Here is a 15,534-nt window from a genome sequence, read left to right on the forward strand (position 1 = left end):
TCTCCTCACTCGACAATTTCGATGAAATTCCCGTCCGGGTCCTTGATGACCGCTTCATAGTAACCATCCCCGGTGGTACGTGGCGGCGAAACCAGAATCCCCTGTGCCCGCGCTTTTTTCGCCAGCATATCCACTTTTTTTGCACTACCCACCGCGATCGCCAGATGCACCCATCCGGTTGTCTGGTTATCCGGTCGCAGAGCACGCAACCCCGGTTTTGTCATCAGTTCAATGGCAATGTCATCGCCGATGCGCACAAAATAGGACTCGAATCCGGGATTGTTCTTGCTGCTGTATTTTTCATTGCGCGTACCGCCAAAAAACTCTGCCCAGAAGCGCGCCTGTGCCTCCAGTTCCGTGGTCCATAGCGCCATGTGTGCGATTTTCATGTTTTACCTCGTCTCAACCCGTCAGAATGTTGACAGCAGCGATCGTTTTGCCCGATCATGCTTTTTATTGCTCGATGATATGATTTTCAGGACTTATTATGCTCGATTATGCAGCTTTCCCGGAACAACGACAAGCCCTGATTCAGCAGATCCTGCAGGAGAATGGGCGCGTGGTATGCAGCGACCTCGCCTCCCGCCTGAACGTGTCGGAACACACCATTCGCCGCGATCTTCACGAACTCAGTAAGGAAGGTATTTGCAAAAAAGTGTATGGCGGCGCGGTGATGATGCTGCCAGAGGCCGGTGACTATGCGGTCCGAAAAACGAAGAAACCCGATCAAAAGAGCAGCATCGCGCAAAAATGTGCACGACTGGTCAAATCAGGCAGTTGTATTTTTATCGACACCGGCACGACCAACCTGGCAATGGCGGAAGCACTCCCGGCAGAACTCTCTCTGACCGTGGTCACCAATTCACCGGAAATCGCTGCCGTACTGCTAAAAAAGCCGCTGTATGACGTCATCATGCTCGGCGGTCAGTTGCAGCGCTCTTCCGGCGGTTGCGTCGGCGCATCGGCGATCGCTCAGGTTCAGGGGATGTTGTTTGATCAGGGTTTTATCGGCGGCTGTGCGATGGCACCAGAATCCGGTCTGACCGGGTTCGATTATGCCGACTGTGAATTCAAGCGCGCAGTGCTTCAACAGTGCAATGAAACCATTGTGGCGCTAACGGCAGACAAGATCCCGGCGGTGGCTCGCTATGTCGTCGCCCGAAGCAGTGAAATTGACGTTATTGTGGTTGAGGCGAACATCAGCAAGGAGTATTGCGAGGCGTTTCGCGAACATGATATTCGCATTTACACGGTGTAATCAGCAGGCGCGATCCCGCGCCCGCTGACGGATTGTTAGTGCTTAATGATGTACATGGTCCGGCTGTAAGCCACATCTTCCGGGTTCATGATCGGATACCCTTTCAGCCACGGTTTGATTAAGCGCCCGTTGGTGTACTGATAAATTGGCGCGATCGGCGCCTGCTCCATGAGGATTTTTTCCGCCGCATTGTAATCCGCGTTACGTGCTTTATCGGTATTTTCCATCGTCGCCTGGGTGATGACTTTGTCATACGCCGGGTTGTTAAAACGGGAAATATTGCCGGAGTGTGTTGAGGTCAACAGCGACAGGAAGGTGGAAGGCTCGTTGTAATCCCCCACCCAGGAAGCGCGAATCACATCGAAGTTCCCGGTGTTACGGCTGTCGATGTAGGTTTTCCACTCCTGGTTTTGCAGCTTGACATCCACACCTAAATTTTTCTTCCACATCGAGGCTACCGCGATGGCGATTTTCTGGTGGTTCTCAGAGGTGTTGTACAGCAGCGTCAGATTCAGCGGCTTCTGCGGGCCGTATCCCGCCGCACGCAACAGCGTTTTCGCCTGCGCGTTCAGCTCTTCCTGACTCATTTGCTCAAAAGGCGACGGTTCAGGCGTAAAGCCGGCAGTGACGTCCGGCGTAAAATGCCAGGCCGGTTTTTCCCCGGTCCCCAACACCTTCTCAGCCATAATGCGACGATCGATGGTCATGCTCAGCGCCAGACGCACGCGGGGATCCGCAGTCGGGCCTTTTTGCGTGTTAAACGCATAGTAATAGGTTCCCAACTGGGGTGGCGTATAGACCTGACCAGGAATGTCCTTCAACAGCTTCTGGTACATATTTTTGGGGAACGACTCGGTGATGTCGATGTCACCCGCCAGGTAACGTTTGGTGGCTGAGGACTCCTGATTGATAGGCAGGAAGGTCACCTTTTGCAGCACCGTTTTACCGTTATCCCAGTAATGGGTATTCGGCACCACCACCAGCTTTTCATTCACCACGCGATCCTGCAACACATAGGCGCCGTTACCAATCAGATTGCCCGGTTTGGTCCAGTCTTTACCGCTTGCCACGTTGGCTTTTTGTACCGGATAAAACGCAAAGCTGGCGGTGAGATTGGCGAACCACGGCAGCGGTTTATCCAGTTGCACTTTCAGGGTGCGAGCGTCAATGGCGGTCACGCCGAGCTTATCGGGCGTCATTTTGCCATCAATAATCGCCTGGGCGTTATTCACCCCCGCCAGCGCGGCAAACCAGGCAAAAGGTGACAGCGTTTTCGGATCTACCAGCCGCTGCCAGCTATAGACAAAATCCTGCGCGGTCACCGGGGTACCGTCTGACCAGCGCGCATTATCGCGCAGCGTAAACGTCCAGATCCGATTGTCGTTGCTTTTCCACTGCGTGGCGACGCCAGGCACGATTTCGCCCTTCTCGTTCTGGTTCACCAGTCCTTCATACAGGTCGCGAATAACCTGAATTTCCGGCAGTCCAACGGCTTTTGCCGGGTCAAGCGTCGCAGGTTCATCTTTTATATGGCGAACCAGCTCCTGCTTCTCTGCCAGTACCGTTGTGCTGGGAACATCCGCAGCATATGACAGAGAAATGCTGCTAACCAACAGCGCACAACAGGTTACTGAAACAGAGTGCTTCATAGAGTCCCCTCAATCCGGCTTAGTCACGATGGCGTAATTATTTGTTTCGCCTGAAGGAAATGCAAACAACTTCCTGCAGAAAATTGATATTACGACTAAAAATCAGTGCGTGTGAAAACGATTTGATTATCGGCCAGATTTGCACAACACTGCGAGTAATAATCCCTGAATTCAGAGACGCTTATGACCGTTACCCGCCCTCGTGCACAACGCGGCGCCTTTCCGCCAGGAACCGAACATTATGGACGTTCACTGTTGGGGGCTCCGCTGATCTGGTTTCCGGCTTCCGCCGCCAGTCGCGACAGTGGTTTGATTATTGCGGGAACGCACGGTGACGAAAACGCGTCGGTGGTCACGCTCTCCTGCGCGCTGCGCACGCTGACGCCGTCACTGCGCCGCCACCATGTGATCCTCGCGGTAAACCCGGACGGCTGTCAGCTAGGTTTACGTGCGAACGCCAACGGCGTCGATCTCAATCGCAATTTTCCGTCAGCCAACTGGAAAGCCGGGGAGACGGTTTATCGCTGGAACAGCGCTGCACAAGCGCGTGACGTGGTGCTGTTGACGGGAGAGCATCCGGGTTCGGAACCGGAAACTCAGGCGCTATGTCAGTTGATTCATCGCATTCACCCCGCGTGGGTCGTCTCCTTCCATGACCCGCTGGCCTGCATTGAAGATCCCAAAAGCAGTGAACTCGGTGAATGGCTGGCGCAGGCGTTCGAACTGCCGCTGGTGACCAGCGTGGGTTACGAAACGCCCGGATCTTTCGGCAGCTGGTGTGCGGACCTGGAATTACACTGCATCACTGCGGAATTTCCGCCGATCTCATCCGATGAGGCCAGCGAGAAATATCTACAGGCGATGTCCACGCTCCTGCGCTGGCATCCTAAAGATGAAGTTGTCCGGTCGTAAAGTGCAGCGCGGGCTCGACATCGACAGCCAGCCAGGTAGGGCCATCAAGATCGGCAAAACTGACCTGCGGCGTCAGCGGTAATGCGGCTGTAATCGCCCGTGACGTGCAAAGCATGCAACCCAGCATCAGCGCAAATCCCTGTTCGCGCGCGTCGGCAGCCAGTGCCAGCGCCTCGGTCAGTCCACCGGTTTTATCCAGCTTGATATTGACCATTTCATAGCGCCCGTGCAGCGCTTTCAGGCTGCTACGGGTATGACAACTCTCATCCGCGCAGACCGGCAGCGGATGGATGAAATTTTCCAGCGCCGCGTCATCCTGCGCCGGAAGCGGTTGTTCCAGCATCGCCACGCCGAGATCGGCTAACAGTTGACAGCGCGCCGCCAGCCCTTCCGCCCGCCATGACTCATTGGCATCGACAATCAGGGTTGCCTCCGGTACCGCCGACCGAATCGCCACCATGCGTTCACTGATCAGCCGATCGTCCAGTTTCACCTTCAACACTCTGGCACCGGCTTCCCACAGCGCCGCCGCGCTGGCCGCCATTTGTTCCGGTGTGCCAATCACCACGGTCTGCGCAGTGGCGATCGTCTCGGGCAACGCCACGCCAAGCGTTTCCGTCAGCGTTTGCTGCTGTTGACGGGCATGCAGATCCCACAATGCACAGTCAACCGCGTTACGCGCCGCGCCGGCGGGAAGCAGTTTCTGTAGCGCTTCCCGGGTCAATCCTTTTTCCAGTTGCGGCGCTATGCTCATGATTTGCGCCATCACGGACGCATCGCTTTCCCCGTAGCGCGGATAGGGCGTGCACTCGCCCGTCCCTTTCACGCCCTCTTCTTCCAGTTCAACCACCACGACACGCGCCTCGCTTCGGCTGCCACGGGCAATCACAAAGGGGGTATGTAACGGCCAGGCTTCCTCGTATACCTTCACAGAACGCATTTTTTCTCCTTAAACCATGACGTGGTGGTTTGTGCGCTACACCGAAATAGCGTTTGCCGTGTTATTGGCTGTTGGCATAAACTAGCTGTGACGTTAACTATATGTAAACAGGAAGATAACCATGTCACAAACCGTTCATTTCCAGGGCAACCCGGTTGCAGTCGCCAACTCCATTCCTCAAGCGGGTAGCAAAGCGCAGCCTTTTACCCTCGTGGCAAAAGATCTGTCTGACGTCGCACTGAGCCAGTTTGCAGGCAAACGCAAAGTGCTGAACATTTTCCCGAGCATCGATACCGGCGTTTGCGCGGCATCGGTACGTAAGTTTAACCAACTGGCCACTGAAATCGACAATACTGTCGTACTGTGTGTGTCTGCTGACCTGCCGTTTGCCCAGTCCCGCTTCTGTGGCGCAGAAGGCCTGAGCAACGTTATCACGCTGTCCACGCTGCGTAACGCTGAGTTCCTGAAAAACTACGGCGTTGAAATCACTGAAGGCCCTCTGAAAGGCCTGGCCGCTCGCGCGGTGGTGGTTCTGGATGAAAATGACAATGTCATCTTCAGCCAACTGGTGAATGAAATCACTAACGAGCCTGACTATGCCGCCGCACTGGAAGTGCTGAAAGCGTAAGTCATCCCGGCATACAAAAATGCCTCCATTTTGTCGGAGGCATTTTTTTTACTCTTCACTCTTCTTCTGGTTCAGGCCATATTCGCGCAGCTTATTCGCAATCGCGGTATGAGAAACCCCCAGACGTTTCGCCAGCTTGCGCGTACTTGGATAACTGCGGTACAGCTGGGTTAACACCGAGCGCTCAAAGCGGCTGGTGATGTCATCCAGAGAACCTTCCATCGCATCTTCACCGACTGCAACCGTCGTCGCATCGTAATCCGGCAGCAAAATATCCTGCGGCCGCAGCTCGTAACCTTCAAGCTGCGTCAGCGCCCGGTAGACGGCGTTTTTCAGCTGACGCACGTTGCCTGGCCAGCCATAGCGGGTCAACACCGTACTGAGATCGGCCGCCAGTTTGGGGCGCGGGACACCCTGTTCATCGGCAAAACGCGCCACGAACAGTTCGGTCAGCGGCATGATATCCTGCGGACAATCGCGCAGCGGCGGCAAATTCAGCGTCAGCACGTTAAGGCGATAATAGAGATCTTCGCGGAACAGTCCTTTCTGCACCAGTTCAACGAGATTCTTTTGCGTCGCGCAGATCACACGCACATCGACATGGACCTCATGATCTTCCCCCACCCGGCGGAACGTGCCGTCATTGAGGAACCGCAGCAGTTTAGTCTGCATGCGTGGCGACATTTCGCCAATCTCATCAAGCAGCACCGAACCGCCGTTCGCCTGCTCGAAGAAGCCTTTTTTGCCTTCCGGCGCATGGCCGAACAGTTCGCTTTCCACCGCATCTTCAGGAATCGAGGCGCAGTTGAGCGCCAGATACGGTTTACCCGCACGCGGGCTGGCCTGATGACAGGCATGGGCAAACAGATCTTTACCGGTGCCGGTATCGCCGATAATCAGCAGCGGCGCACTCAGCATTGCCAGTTTGCGCGCCTGTTCAACAACGTGTTTCATTTTGCCGCTGACGGCGATGATCTGGCTGAAAGCGCTCACATCCTGGGTCGCCAGATTCTGCAACTGACGCCCCATCCGAATGGTTGAACGTAGCATCACCACCGCCCCGGTGAGCATGGTTTCGTCAGCTTCCCCTTGCAGAAAGACCGGCGTGATTTCCATCAGGAAATTCTGCCCGTTGATCACCACATGTTCGTTGTGGGAGGTCTGCGGATTGCCCTCCAGCCAGCGCTGGAAGTTAAAACCGTTTATCAGTTGCGCGGCGGTGTGGTTGCGCATTCGCTCCGGATTTAGCGCAAAGAGCTGGCAACTCGCCGGGTTCGCCATCTCAATTTTACTTTTCAGATCCAGTGACAGGACGGGTTCAGGCAGCGCCTCAAGCAGCGCGCTGAGCGCCAGATGTTCACGTTCTGACGGCATCCACGGCACGGTGCGTACGTCGGTAACGCCCGCAATGCGGCGGATTTCAGCCATCAGGCTACTGAAGTTAGTGAACTCCAGTTCGGCAAAGTTAAGGTAGATTCGCCCGATGGGGTCAATCTCGATACCGCGCAAATCTATGCTTCGTAGCACCAGTAAATCGAGTAATTCGCGAGTCAGACCGAGTCGGTCTTCACAAAAGACTTCCAGACGCATGGGGGGACCTTCACCTGAATAATGAGCTATAGATAAGATGATAAGCCAGGAATGGGGAAGCAGGAAGGATTCTGTCAACAAATATTGACAGCATGACGGAAAAACAGGCGTTTCGGCGTAAAGTTACGCGGTCAACGCCTGCGACAACATTATTTCTCTCGCGAGGAGCCGTTTTTCTGCATTGTCTCTTTGAGCTGACCGACCAGCTGACGACGGAAATCCCCCAGACGCGGTTTGTCATCCTCTATCCATGGCAACGGACGGCAAAGTTCCATCGCTTTGATTCCCAGTCGCGCAGTTAACAGCCCTGCCCCAATCCCCTGCGCGGCACGGGTCGACAGGCGCGCGGCGAGATCCTGCGACATCCAGTCCATCCCCACTTCCCGCACCAGCTCGCTGGCCCCGGCAAAGGCGATATTGAGCAACACCAGACGGAACAGACGCAAACGGCTGTAATAGCCCAGCTCAATACCGTACAGCGTGGCAATACGGTTAATCAATCGCAGATTGCGCCAGGCAATAAACGCCATATCCACCAGCGCCAGCGGGCTGACTGCGATCATCAGCGTCGACTCCGCCGCCGAACGGCTGATTTCGCGCCGCGCCTGGGCATCGAGCACCGGCTGAACCAGATGGGCGTAGAGGCTGACCACCTCGCGATCGTTTTGCGTTTCGTGAATCGAGGCGTACCAGCGCTGTAGCGCCGGATGCGACTGATCGATTCCGGCCTGCTGCGCCAGTTTCTCGCAGAAGGCCCGCCCTTTTCCGGCACCGTGACTGTGCAGCAGGTCGCGCGCTTCATCGCGCTCATGCGCACGCTGGCGCAAACGCCACAGGCGTCGCCATTCGGTTGCCACCGATCCAACGCCCGCGCCGATAATCAGCGCCCCGGCCGCGCAGCCACCGAGCGCCACCCAGTCCTGCGTTTGCCAGGCGTTCATCGTCCACTGTACGCCCTGTCCAACCACGCTTACGCCGAACAGCGCCAGACCGCCCATCACCATCTTGCGCCACAAACTGCGCTTCGGGCGCAGCGCCGCATCAATTACCGCTTCGGCCTGCCCCTCTTCTTCCAGAGGCTCATCGACGGTGGCCGGGGCAAAGGACTGGGCTTGCGTCTCGCTAAACGTTTGTTGCGCTTTAAAAGCCGGGTTCTGCTCGACTTCAAGCGGACCGGCAAAATCAATCCGCGGTTTTATCGGTTCGCTCATCGCAATTTATCTCCTATTAAAAACTCCAGCGCGGCATCCAGGCGAATGTGCGGCAGTGGCTTATCGACATCCATCTTTTGTGGTCGAAAAGCTTCAAACTGAAATCCCTGACTGTCCCAGAACGCCTGTCCCGGCAGTCGTGCCGGCACTTCGCCGGGGTAGACCGTCAGGGGCGATCCGTCGCTTAAGCGATTTCCGCGCAGCGCGGGGATCTTCTCGCCGTTAACGTCAATCAACCCACTGGTGGTTGCCTGGACGGAAGCCAGCCCCAGACAATCCATGCTGATCCCTTCAAACGCCGCGTTCTGCCAGGCGTCCTGAATCAACTGCTGCAGCAGCGACACCATATTGGCGTGCTGGTCGATAGTCACGTGGTCCGCTTTGGTGGCGGCAAACAGCAACTTGTCTATCACCGGAGAAAACAGCCGACGAAACAACGTGCGCTGTCCGTAATGGAAACTTTGCATCAGTTGGGTTAGTGCAAGGCGCATATCGTTGAACGCCTGCGGCCCACTGTTGAGTGGTTGCAGACAATCCACCAGCACGATCTGACGGTCGAAGCGCAAAAAGTGGTTCTTATAGAACCCCTTCACCACCTTTTCGCAGTAGTAGTTAAAGCGTTCGCGCAGCATCCCGGCGTTGGTGTGTTTATCCGCCTGAGCCAGTCTGGATTCCCCCCACGCGTCCACATCCGGCCAGGGGAAAAATTGCAGTGCCGGCGCGCCAGCCATATCACCAGGCAGCACGAACCGCCCTGGCTGGATGAAATGCAGCCCCTGCTGTTTGCACTGATGCAGGTATTCTGTCCACGCCGCCGCGATGTCGGCCAGGCGGTTCTCATCGGCGGTTGCCAGCGGATCCAGTCCTTGCGTCAGTTGCCGCCATTTCGCCGACCATTCTGCCCGCTGTCCGGTGAGCAACCCGGTCATCTGCCGTGACCAGCTCAGATAATCCTGCGCCAGCATCGGCAGGTCGAGCAGCCATTCACCGGGATAATCGACAATCTCCAGATACAGCGTCGACGTCTCTTTGAAGTGACGCAGCAGGGAATCATTGGATTTATAGCGTAGCGCCAGGCGAATTTCGCTGACCCCGCGGGTTGGCGTCGGCCACGTCGGCGGATCGCCATACAGCTGGGCCAGCCCTTCATCGTAGGTAAAGCGGGGAATGCCAAAATCGCGCTGGGGAACCCGCTTCACCCCGAGCAGGCGCTCTTCACGCACCGCGCTAAGCAGCGGCAATCGCGCCCCGGCATGGATATTCAATAACTGGTTAACCATTGCGGTGATAAATGCGGTTTTTCCGCTCCGGCTCAGCCCGGTGACCGCGAGGCGCAAATGTCGGTCTACGCCGCGATTAACCAGCGCATTGAATTCATTGGTGAGTCTCTTCATCGCCATCCCGTTATGCCTGAAGACCAGAAAAAAGTATAACGCATACCTATATTGTGGGGGCAGGTCGTTGATTATCAACCGTGTTGTGGTACTGGAAAAGCAGGTGCGACACCGTTACACCTGAAAAGCGGTTTAATGGCATGAATACGTCAGGACGATGCGTTATCAGCAACGCCGCACAAATAAAGCATCATTTTAAATTAAATTTCATAACGTTTATTTCTCTACCCGATTCTTATCCGTCCCCCTGTTCATCCCGCGCCAGACAATGTCTCCCATTGACACCAAATATATTGCATTGTATAAAACCCCGCTTCAATAATGAGTTTCATTTGCATTAATAATAATTTGAATGAAGGGTAGCGGTTAATGAAAAAAGTCATTTGCGCATTCGGCATGGTGTTCGCATCCGTCAGTGCTGCTCAGGCAACGACCTATCCACTGACTCTGGAGAACTGTGGATACACTGAAACGTTCACCAAAGCGCCAGAACGCGTCGTGGCTCTCGGGCAGAATACCGTTGAGATTCTGCTGCTGTTAGGTTTGCAGAATAACGTGAAAGCCAGTGCCTTCTGGCCGACCAAAGTGCTGCCTCAGTTGGCTGAACAAAATGCCAAAATCAAAACGCTCACGGTAGAAATTCCCACTCTTGAATCCATCCTTGCGCAAAACCCGGATTTCGTTCCCGCACAGTTACCTTTGTTATTAGGGCCAGAAAGTAAGGTAGCAAAACGTGAAGATTTGCTTACCGTCGGCGTAAACAGCTATTTATCGCCAGGCATGTGCGCCACAAAGAAAGCGGCCGGCGATTTATATGGCAGTCGTCAGACCCTGTGGGATATGACCTATCTCTATAAAGAAATTGAAGATTTCGCGAAAATTTTCAATGTGGAAGACAGAGGTCAGGCTGTTATTGCCGATTTTAAAAAGCGTGAAGCCGATCTCCGCCAGGAGTTCGGTAACAGCAAGAAAGATCTCTCTTTTGTCTTTTGGTTCTCCAGCGCATCCCCTTCTGCCGATGCTTACGTCGGCGGTAAAAACAGTGCTTCCGGGTTCATTGCCAACGTGCTGGGTGGACACAACGCCATCACCTCTGAGACAGAATGGCCGACGGTGAGTTGGGAAAGCGTTATCGCAGCCAACCCGGACGTCATTGTGGTATCCAGCCTTGACCGCAACCGCTGGGCGCTTGATAACGCTGAAGAGAAAATCAAATTCCTGAAAAGCGATCCTGCCGTCAGTCAGTTAGACGCCGTGAAAAAAGGCCATATTGTGGTTATGGACGGTCAGGCGATGAACCCGACTATCCGCACCCTTTACGGTGCTGAACAGGTTGGCGAGCAGCTCAGAAAACTGGGGCTGAACTGATGACATCTGCGGTACTTCAGACACGACAGGGTCTGCTTCTTACCAGCTCATGTTTACTCGCTATCCTGCTTTTGTTTCTCACGATTGCCACTGGGGTCAGCGTGGGTGAGTTGTCTATCCCGCTGCGGGACGTTTTCTACGCCATCAGCAACAGAATGGGACTCACCGATATCCCGCTCAACCGCATCTATGAAAGTGTGATTTGGGACTTTCGCCTGAGCCGCGCGCTGGTCGCGGCATGCTGTGGGGCGGGTCTCGCAATCTGTGGTGCAGTACTGCAAAGTCTGTTGAAGAATGCACTGGCGGAACCCTATGTGTTAGGTGTATCTGCGGGCGCATCAACCGGTGCGGTTTCCGTTGTTGTTTTGGGGATTGGTACGGGCGCGGTCTCCCTCTCTGCTGGCGCATTTGCCGGGGCATTTGCAGCCTTTGCCTTTGTCGCCTTTCTGACAAACGGCGCGCGAGGGGGTAACGAACGAACTATTCTGGCTGGCGTGGCGGCTTCCCAGCTCTTCAATGCCATCACGGCTTATACCATCAGCACCTCCGCTAGCGCGCAACAGGCTCGCGACGTGATGTTCTGGCTGCTGGGCAGTTTCAGCGGCGTACGCTGGCCTGAGTTCCAGTTAGCGTTGATTGTGGTACTGACCGGACTGGCAATATGCCTTTACTATTCGCGTGCGCTGGATGCCTTTACCTTTGGCGATGATGCCGCCGCGTCTTTGGGGATTGCTGTTCCCTGGGTACGTCTTGCCCTTTTCACCACCACCGCGTTCATCACCGCCACTATCGTCAGCATGGCTGGCTCAATTGGTTTTGTAGGGCTGGTGGTTCCACATGTCATGCGCTTCTTCTTTGGGCCGTTGCATCGCACATTGCTTATTGCCAGCGCACTTGCTGGCGCGATCCTGATGGTGCTGGCGGATATCGCGTCGCGTTTATTGATAGCGCCGCAAAGTTTGCCGGTTGGCGTGGTAACCGCCCTGGTCGGTGTCCCCTTCTTTGCCGTGATCATTTACCGCTCAAGGAATAAGTGATGAGTATTGCCGCTGAAAATGTGACCTGGAAAGTCGGTAAAAAGGTCATCGTCAACAATGTCTCGCTCAACGTCGCGCCCGGTAAGACCGTTGGATTACTTGGGCCAAACGGTTGTGGGAAATCATCACTTTTACGCATCCTGGCAGGATTACGTCGTCCCGATATCGGCAACGTGACGCTGGACGGCAAAAACCTATCCCGTATACCCAAAAAGCAACTTGCCCGTCGGGTAGCTTTCGTTGAACAACACGGCATGACCGATGCAAACATGCGCGTGCGTGATGTCGTAAAACTTGGCCGCATTCCCCATCACTCCCCCTTCTCTAACTGGAGCGCGCACGACGACGAAACGGTCAACGCGGCCTTACAGCGGGTTGATATGCTGGAAAAATGCGAACAAGGCTGGCTCAGTTTATCCGGCGGTGAACGCCAGCGGGTACATATCGCCCGTGCGCTGGCGCAAGCCCCCACCGAAATTCTACTGGACGAACCCACCAACCACCTGGATATTCACCATCAAATGCAATTAATGCATCTGATCAGTGAGCTGCCAGTGACCAGCATTGTGGCTATCCACGATCTCAACCATGCGTCTATGTTCTGTGACTCGCTGATGGTTATGCAACGCGGGCAGATTGTGGCAACGGGAACGCCGCAGGACATTCTGAGCGAGGAACTGCTTTGGGACGTTTTCCGGGTTAAGACCCGAATCGAAATCTCGCCTTTCCATGGCAAAAAACATATCCATTTCCTGGTGTAAGGCCGTGTAATGCGTCTCTCTGCGTGGTCCCTGCGACCAGCCACAACCCTCCGCCCGCCTGTTCTGCTGGGCAGCCAGTTTGCCTTTAATATCGGTTTTTACGCGGTCGTGCCTTTTCTCGCCCTCTTTCTGCGTGACGATATGCTGCTCTCTGGTGGACTTATTGGGCTGGTGCTGGGATTGCGCACCTTCTCACAGCAAGGAATGTTTATTGTCGGCGGCGCCCTCTCCGATCGTTTCGGGGCAAAAATTGTCATCCTCTTCGGCTGTATGGTTCGCGTCCTGGGCTATCTGCTTCTGGCCTATGGACAATCGCTGGGCCCCATCATTCTGGGCGCGTGTCTGACGGGAATCGGCGGGGCGCTGTTCTCCCCGTCAATTGAAGCCTTGCTGGCAAAAGCAGGCACGCAAAGCGAAGCCCGCGGAAAGCGCAGCCGTGCGGAATGGTTCGCCCTGTTTGCGGTTTGTGGGGAGCTTGGCGCGGTACTCGGCCCGGCGATGGGTGCGCTGATGACGGGGATCGGTTTTCGACAGATCGCGCTGGCTGGGGCCGGTGTGTTTCTTATCGCGTTAATCGTTCTCTACTTCTTCCTGCCTGCCTCTGACCACAACAAACAGACGCTCAACATTCTCCCCTGGTGGACGACCTTTCGTCAGCCTCGCTTCGTTGCCTTTATCATCGCCTACAGTTCGTGGTTGTTGAGCTACAACCAACTCTACCTGGCTTTGCCGGTGGAGCTCCAGCGTGCGGGTGGCAGTGAAAAGGACCTCGGTCCACTCTTTATGCTGGCCTCGGTACTGATTATTTTATTTCAGCTTCCGCTCGCGCGTGTCGCGAGACGGGTTGGTGCCGTCAGGATACTGCCTGTGGGTTTTTTGTTGCTTTCCGCCGCGTTTGCGAGTGTGGCCTTTTTTGCCGCGACAGAACCGCCGCAGGGAGGATTACGGTTAATACCGTCAGTCTGTCTGGTCACGCTATTAACACTGGGCCAGATGCTGCTGGTACCGTCGGCAAAGGATGTAATCCCTCAGTTCGCCAATGAATCGACGCTGGGCGCACACTATGGTGCGCTCTCCACCGCAGGGGGATGCGCAGTGCTGGCGGGTAATTTGCTGCTTGGTCGTTTACTGGACAATGCGCTTGTTCCGTCAACACAAGCGATTTATCCCTGGCTTTTACTGGCGTTGTTTCCGCTCTGTAGCGCTGCGGCCCTGGTGCTGATTTGCCGTCCGCTACGCACAGCGCGAGTCGCTAAAACCTGAACGGCGGGAAAATCACCAAACGAACGATCATAAAATCAGTGCACTATTGCTGGCATTATTCCTGGGAGGCTATAGTCGTTACTCCCTCTCCCTTCGTCAGGAGCACCCTATGCCAGAGTTCTGTTTTTATCAAAAAGGGCAGCACACCAGAACAGTGAAACGATCCGACGCGAAAACCGCATTGCGGCTGACTGAGCAGGGCTACGAGAAGCAATTTGAAGAGATCAATGCCGCAGATGAAGAACAGGCGCTTGCCCGTTTTGCAGATATCCGCAAGGAAAAACAGATCGATCAGCAAAACTTTTTAGCCGGTGCGGGCGTCATGCCGCTCATCGGGATTATAGCGACGGCGATGGTTGCGTTGTTCAGGAAAAAATAGCCGGCGCGTTTCTTGCCTACGGCGCACAATCCATCGCGTTATGTTGTCAACCGGGGACTAACTCCCTAAGATGTATGCCATTAACTCTCCGATGGAGTTGCAGGAGCATGTCCCCCACTATTTATGATATCGCTCGCGTGGCGGGTGTGTCGAAGTCGACGGTCTCACGTGTGCTGAATAAGCAAACCAATATCTCACCGGAAGCGCTGGAAAAAGTGCAGCGTGCCATTGATGAACTGCAGTATCAACCAAACAAACTGGCTCGCGCCCTGACCTCATCCGGGTTTGACGCCATCATGGTTATCTCAACCCGGTCGACTAAAACGACTGCGGGTAATCCATTCTTCTCTGAAGTCTTGCATGCCATCACCGCAAAGGCAGAGGAGGAAGGTTTCGACGTTATCCTGCAAACATCCCGAAGCACCGAAGATGATCTGCAAAAGTGTGAGAGCAAGATTAAGCAGAAGATGATCAAAGGCATTATTATGCTCAGCTCTCCTGCGGATGAAACTTTCTTCGTGCGTCTGGATAAATACGATATTCCGGTCGTCGTGATTGGTAAAGTTGAAGGGGAATACAATCACGTTTACTCGGTCGATACCGATAATTACCGTGACAGTATCGCACTTACGGATGCCCTGATTGACAGTGGTCATCACCGTATCGCCTGCCTGCATGCGCCGCTTGAATATCATGTTTCAGTCGATCGTGTAAATGGTTATAAAGCCAGCCTTAACGCACATAACATCGATATTTGCAAAGAATGGATTATTGACGGGGGTTATACCCACGATAGCGCGCTATGTGCCGCGAGAGAATTACTGGAACGCGCAGAATTACCCGACGCGGTATTTGCCACTGATAGTTTAAAGCTGATGAGTTTATACCGCGCCGCGGCTGAACTAAATATTGCTATTCCACAGCAACTTGCCGTGGTTGGTTACAGTAATGAAATGTTGTCATTTATTTTAAACCCTTCCCCCGGTGGGATTGATGTGCCGACTCAAGCGTTAGGCGAAGAGAGTTGCGCCCTGCTTTTTAACTTAATACGTGGCAAAAAGCGCATGCAAAATATCATCATTAAGACACAGATAACCCTTACGGGATCGCTTGCATAAAAAAGCGGGGCACTACTTCGCCCCGC

15 protein-coding genes are annotated in these 15,534 nt (G+C 54.6%); 9 read left to right on the forward strand and 6 right to left on the reverse strand.

Annotation, left to right across the window (positions count from 1 at the left end; translation table 11 throughout):
* Positions 1 to 5 precede the first annotated feature (5 nt).
* The gene (locus ACERJC_RS07435) at positions 6 to 389 is read right to left on the reverse strand and encodes a VOC family protein (RefSeq protein ID WP_373671374.1); all 384 of its coding nucleotides are present in this window, start codon (positions 387 to 389) and stop codon (positions 6 to 8) included.
* Positions 390 to 487: 98 nt separating this feature from the next.
* Between ACERJC_RS07435 and ACERJC_RS07440 the strand changes: the two genes are divergently transcribed.
* Positions 488 to 1,258 carry a DeoR/GlpR family DNA-binding transcription regulator gene (locus tag ACERJC_RS07440; RefSeq protein ID WP_152404458.1) on the forward strand — a complete coding sequence of 257 codons (771 nt, stop codon included), beginning with the start codon at positions 488 to 490 and terminating at the stop codon, positions 1,256 to 1,258.
* A 35-nt stretch (positions 1,259 to 1,293) separates the two neighbouring features.
* On the opposite strand, the gene ACERJC_RS07445 is transcribed toward ACERJC_RS07440, so the two are convergent.
* Positions 1,294 to 2,907 (reverse strand): peptide ABC transporter substrate-binding protein, encoded by a 1,614-nt coding sequence (locus ACERJC_RS07445; RefSeq protein ID WP_373671375.1) that lies wholly within the window; start codon positions 2,905 to 2,907, stop codon positions 1,294 to 1,296.
* A 183-nt stretch (positions 2,908 to 3,090) separates the two neighbouring features.
* Between ACERJC_RS07445 and mpaA the strand changes: the two genes are divergently transcribed.
* A complete protein-coding gene (gene mpaA / locus ACERJC_RS07450) occupies positions 3,091 to 3,819 on the forward strand; it encodes a murein tripeptide amidase MpaA (protein WP_152404453.1) in 729 nt (242 codons plus the stop codon).
* On the opposite strand, the gene ycjG is transcribed toward mpaA, so the two are convergent.
* Positions 3,794 to 4,759, reverse strand: coding sequence for an L-Ala-D/L-Glu epimerase (gene ycjG, locus ACERJC_RS07455; protein WP_373671376.1), 966 nt, complete (start codon positions 4,757 to 4,759; stop codon positions 3,794 to 3,796). The genes mpaA and ycjG overlap by 26 nt on opposite strands.
* Positions 4,760 to 4,880: 121 nt before the next feature.
* Between ycjG and tpx the strand changes: the two genes are divergently transcribed.
* Positions 4,881 to 5,387 carry a thiol peroxidase gene (gene tpx / locus ACERJC_RS07460; protein WP_043000571.1) on the forward strand — a complete coding sequence of 169 codons (507 nt, stop codon included), beginning with the start codon at positions 4,881 to 4,883 and terminating at the stop codon, positions 5,385 to 5,387.
* A 48-nt stretch (positions 5,388 to 5,435) separates the two neighbouring features.
* Here the strand turns inward: tpx and tyrR are convergent, their stop codons facing one another.
* The 3 genes from tyrR to ACERJC_RS07475 form a co-directional block, all read right to left on the reverse strand.
* Positions 5,436 to 6,977 (reverse strand): transcriptional regulator TyrR, encoded by a 1,542-nt coding sequence (tyrR, locus tag ACERJC_RS07465; protein ID WP_373671377.1) that lies wholly within the window; start codon positions 6,975 to 6,977, stop codon positions 5,436 to 5,438.
* Positions 6,978 to 7,126: 149 nt separating this feature from the next.
* A complete protein-coding gene (locus tag ACERJC_RS07470; RefSeq protein ID WP_373671378.1) occupies positions 7,127 to 8,188 on the reverse strand; it encodes a TIGR01620 family protein in 1,062 nt (353 codons plus the stop codon).
* Positions 8,185 to 9,582, reverse strand: a complete 1,398-nt coding sequence (locus ACERJC_RS07475; RefSeq protein ID WP_371896382.1) for a YcjX family GTP-binding protein — start codon at positions 9,580 to 9,582, stop codon at positions 8,185 to 8,187. The genes ACERJC_RS07470 and ACERJC_RS07475 overlap by 4 nt, the downstream gene beginning before the upstream one ends.
* Before the next feature lie 369 nt (positions 9,583 to 9,951).
* Here ACERJC_RS07475 and eitA point away from each other — a divergent pair, with 369 nt between their 5' ends.
* From eitA to ACERJC_RS07505, 6 genes are all read left to right on the forward strand, one after another.
* A complete protein-coding gene (gene eitA, locus ACERJC_RS07480) occupies positions 9,952 to 10,950 on the forward strand; it encodes a siderophore ABC transporter substrate-binding protein EitA (protein WP_373671379.1) in 999 nt (332 codons plus the stop codon).
* Positions 10,950 to 11,987, forward strand: coding sequence for a FecCD family ABC transporter permease (locus ACERJC_RS07485; RefSeq protein ID WP_373671380.1), 1,038 nt, complete (start codon positions 10,950 to 10,952; stop codon positions 11,985 to 11,987). Before eitA ends, ACERJC_RS07485 begins: the two co-directional genes overlap by 1 nt.
* Complete coding sequence (eitC, locus tag ACERJC_RS07490) at positions 11,987 to 12,748, forward strand: siderophore ABC transporter ATP-binding protein EitC (RefSeq protein ID WP_178825632.1); 762 nt, start codon at positions 11,987 to 11,989, stop codon at positions 12,746 to 12,748. The genes ACERJC_RS07485 and eitC overlap by 1 nt, the downstream gene beginning before the upstream one ends.
* 9 nt (positions 12,749 to 12,757) lie before the next feature.
* Positions 12,758 to 14,011: an MDR family MFS transporter gene (locus ACERJC_RS07495; RefSeq protein ID WP_373671381.1), complete on the forward strand. Its 1,254-nt coding sequence runs from the start codon at positions 12,758 to 12,760 to the stop codon at positions 14,009 to 14,011.
* A 109-nt stretch (positions 14,012 to 14,120) separates the two neighbouring features.
* Positions 14,121 to 14,390: a hypothetical protein gene (locus tag ACERJC_RS07500; protein ID WP_373671382.1), complete on the forward strand. Its 270-nt coding sequence runs from the start codon at positions 14,121 to 14,123 to the stop codon at positions 14,388 to 14,390.
* A 107-nt stretch (positions 14,391 to 14,497) separates the two neighbouring features.
* Positions 14,498 to 15,508, forward strand: a complete 1,011-nt coding sequence (locus tag ACERJC_RS07505; RefSeq protein ID WP_373671688.1) for a LacI family DNA-binding transcriptional regulator — start codon at positions 14,498 to 14,500, stop codon at positions 15,506 to 15,508.
* The last annotated feature ends 26 nt before the right edge of the window (positions 15,509 to 15,534 follow it).

The sequence above is a fragment of the Citrobacter telavivensis genome (genome assembly GCF_041807075.1).
Taxonomy (GTDB): Bacteria; Pseudomonadota; Gammaproteobacteria; order Enterobacterales; family Enterobacteriaceae; genus Citrobacter_A; species Citrobacter_A telavivensis.

Excerpts from the sequence above, each read along its gene's own strand:
- ACERJC_RS07435 (WP_373671374.1), bottom strand. The coding sequence starts at position 389 with ATGAAAATCGCACACATGGCGCTATGGACCACGGAACTGGAGGCACAG.
- ACERJC_RS07440 (WP_152404458.1), top strand. The coding sequence starts at position 488 with ATGCTCGATTATGCAGCTTTCCCGGAACAACGACAAGCCCTGATTCAG.
- ACERJC_RS07445 (WP_373671375.1), bottom strand. The coding sequence starts at position 2,907 with ATGAAGCACTCTGTTTCAGTAACCTGTTGTGCGCTGTTGGTTAGCAGC.
- mpaA (WP_152404453.1), top strand. The coding sequence starts at position 3,091 with ATGACCGTTACCCGCCCTCGTGCACAACGCGGCGCCTTTCCGCCAGGA.
- ycjG (WP_373671376.1), bottom strand. The coding sequence starts at position 4,759 with ATGCGTTCTGTGAAGGTATACGAGGAAGCCTGGCCGTTACATACCCCC.
- tpx (WP_043000571.1), top strand. The coding sequence starts at position 4,881 with ATGTCACAAACCGTTCATTTCCAGGGCAACCCGGTTGCAGTCGCCAAC.
- tyrR (WP_373671377.1), bottom strand. The coding sequence starts at position 6,977 with ATGCGTCTGGAAGTCTTTTGTGAAGACCGACTCGGTCTGACTCGCGAA.
- ACERJC_RS07470 (WP_373671378.1), bottom strand. The coding sequence starts at position 8,188 with ATGAGCGAACCGATAAAACCGCGGATTGATTTTGCCGGTCCGCTTGAA.
- ACERJC_RS07475 (WP_371896382.1), bottom strand. The coding sequence starts at position 9,582 with ATGAAGAGACTCACCAATGAATTCAATGCGCTGGTTAATCGCGGCGTA.
- eitA (WP_373671379.1), top strand. The coding sequence starts at position 9,952 with ATGAAAAAAGTCATTTGCGCATTCGGCATGGTGTTCGCATCCGTCAGT.
- ACERJC_RS07485 (WP_373671380.1), top strand. The coding sequence starts at position 10,950 with ATGACATCTGCGGTACTTCAGACACGACAGGGTCTGCTTCTTACCAGC.
- eitC (WP_178825632.1), top strand. The coding sequence starts at position 11,987 with ATGAGTATTGCCGCTGAAAATGTGACCTGGAAAGTCGGTAAAAAGGTC.
- ACERJC_RS07495 (WP_373671381.1), top strand. The coding sequence starts at position 12,758 with ATGCGTCTCTCTGCGTGGTCCCTGCGACCAGCCACAACCCTCCGCCCG.
- ACERJC_RS07500 (WP_373671382.1), top strand. The coding sequence starts at position 14,121 with ATGCCAGAGTTCTGTTTTTATCAAAAAGGGCAGCACACCAGAACAGTG.
- ACERJC_RS07505 (WP_373671688.1), top strand. The coding sequence starts at position 14,498 with ATGTCCCCCACTATTTATGATATCGCTCGCGTGGCGGGTGTGTCGAAG.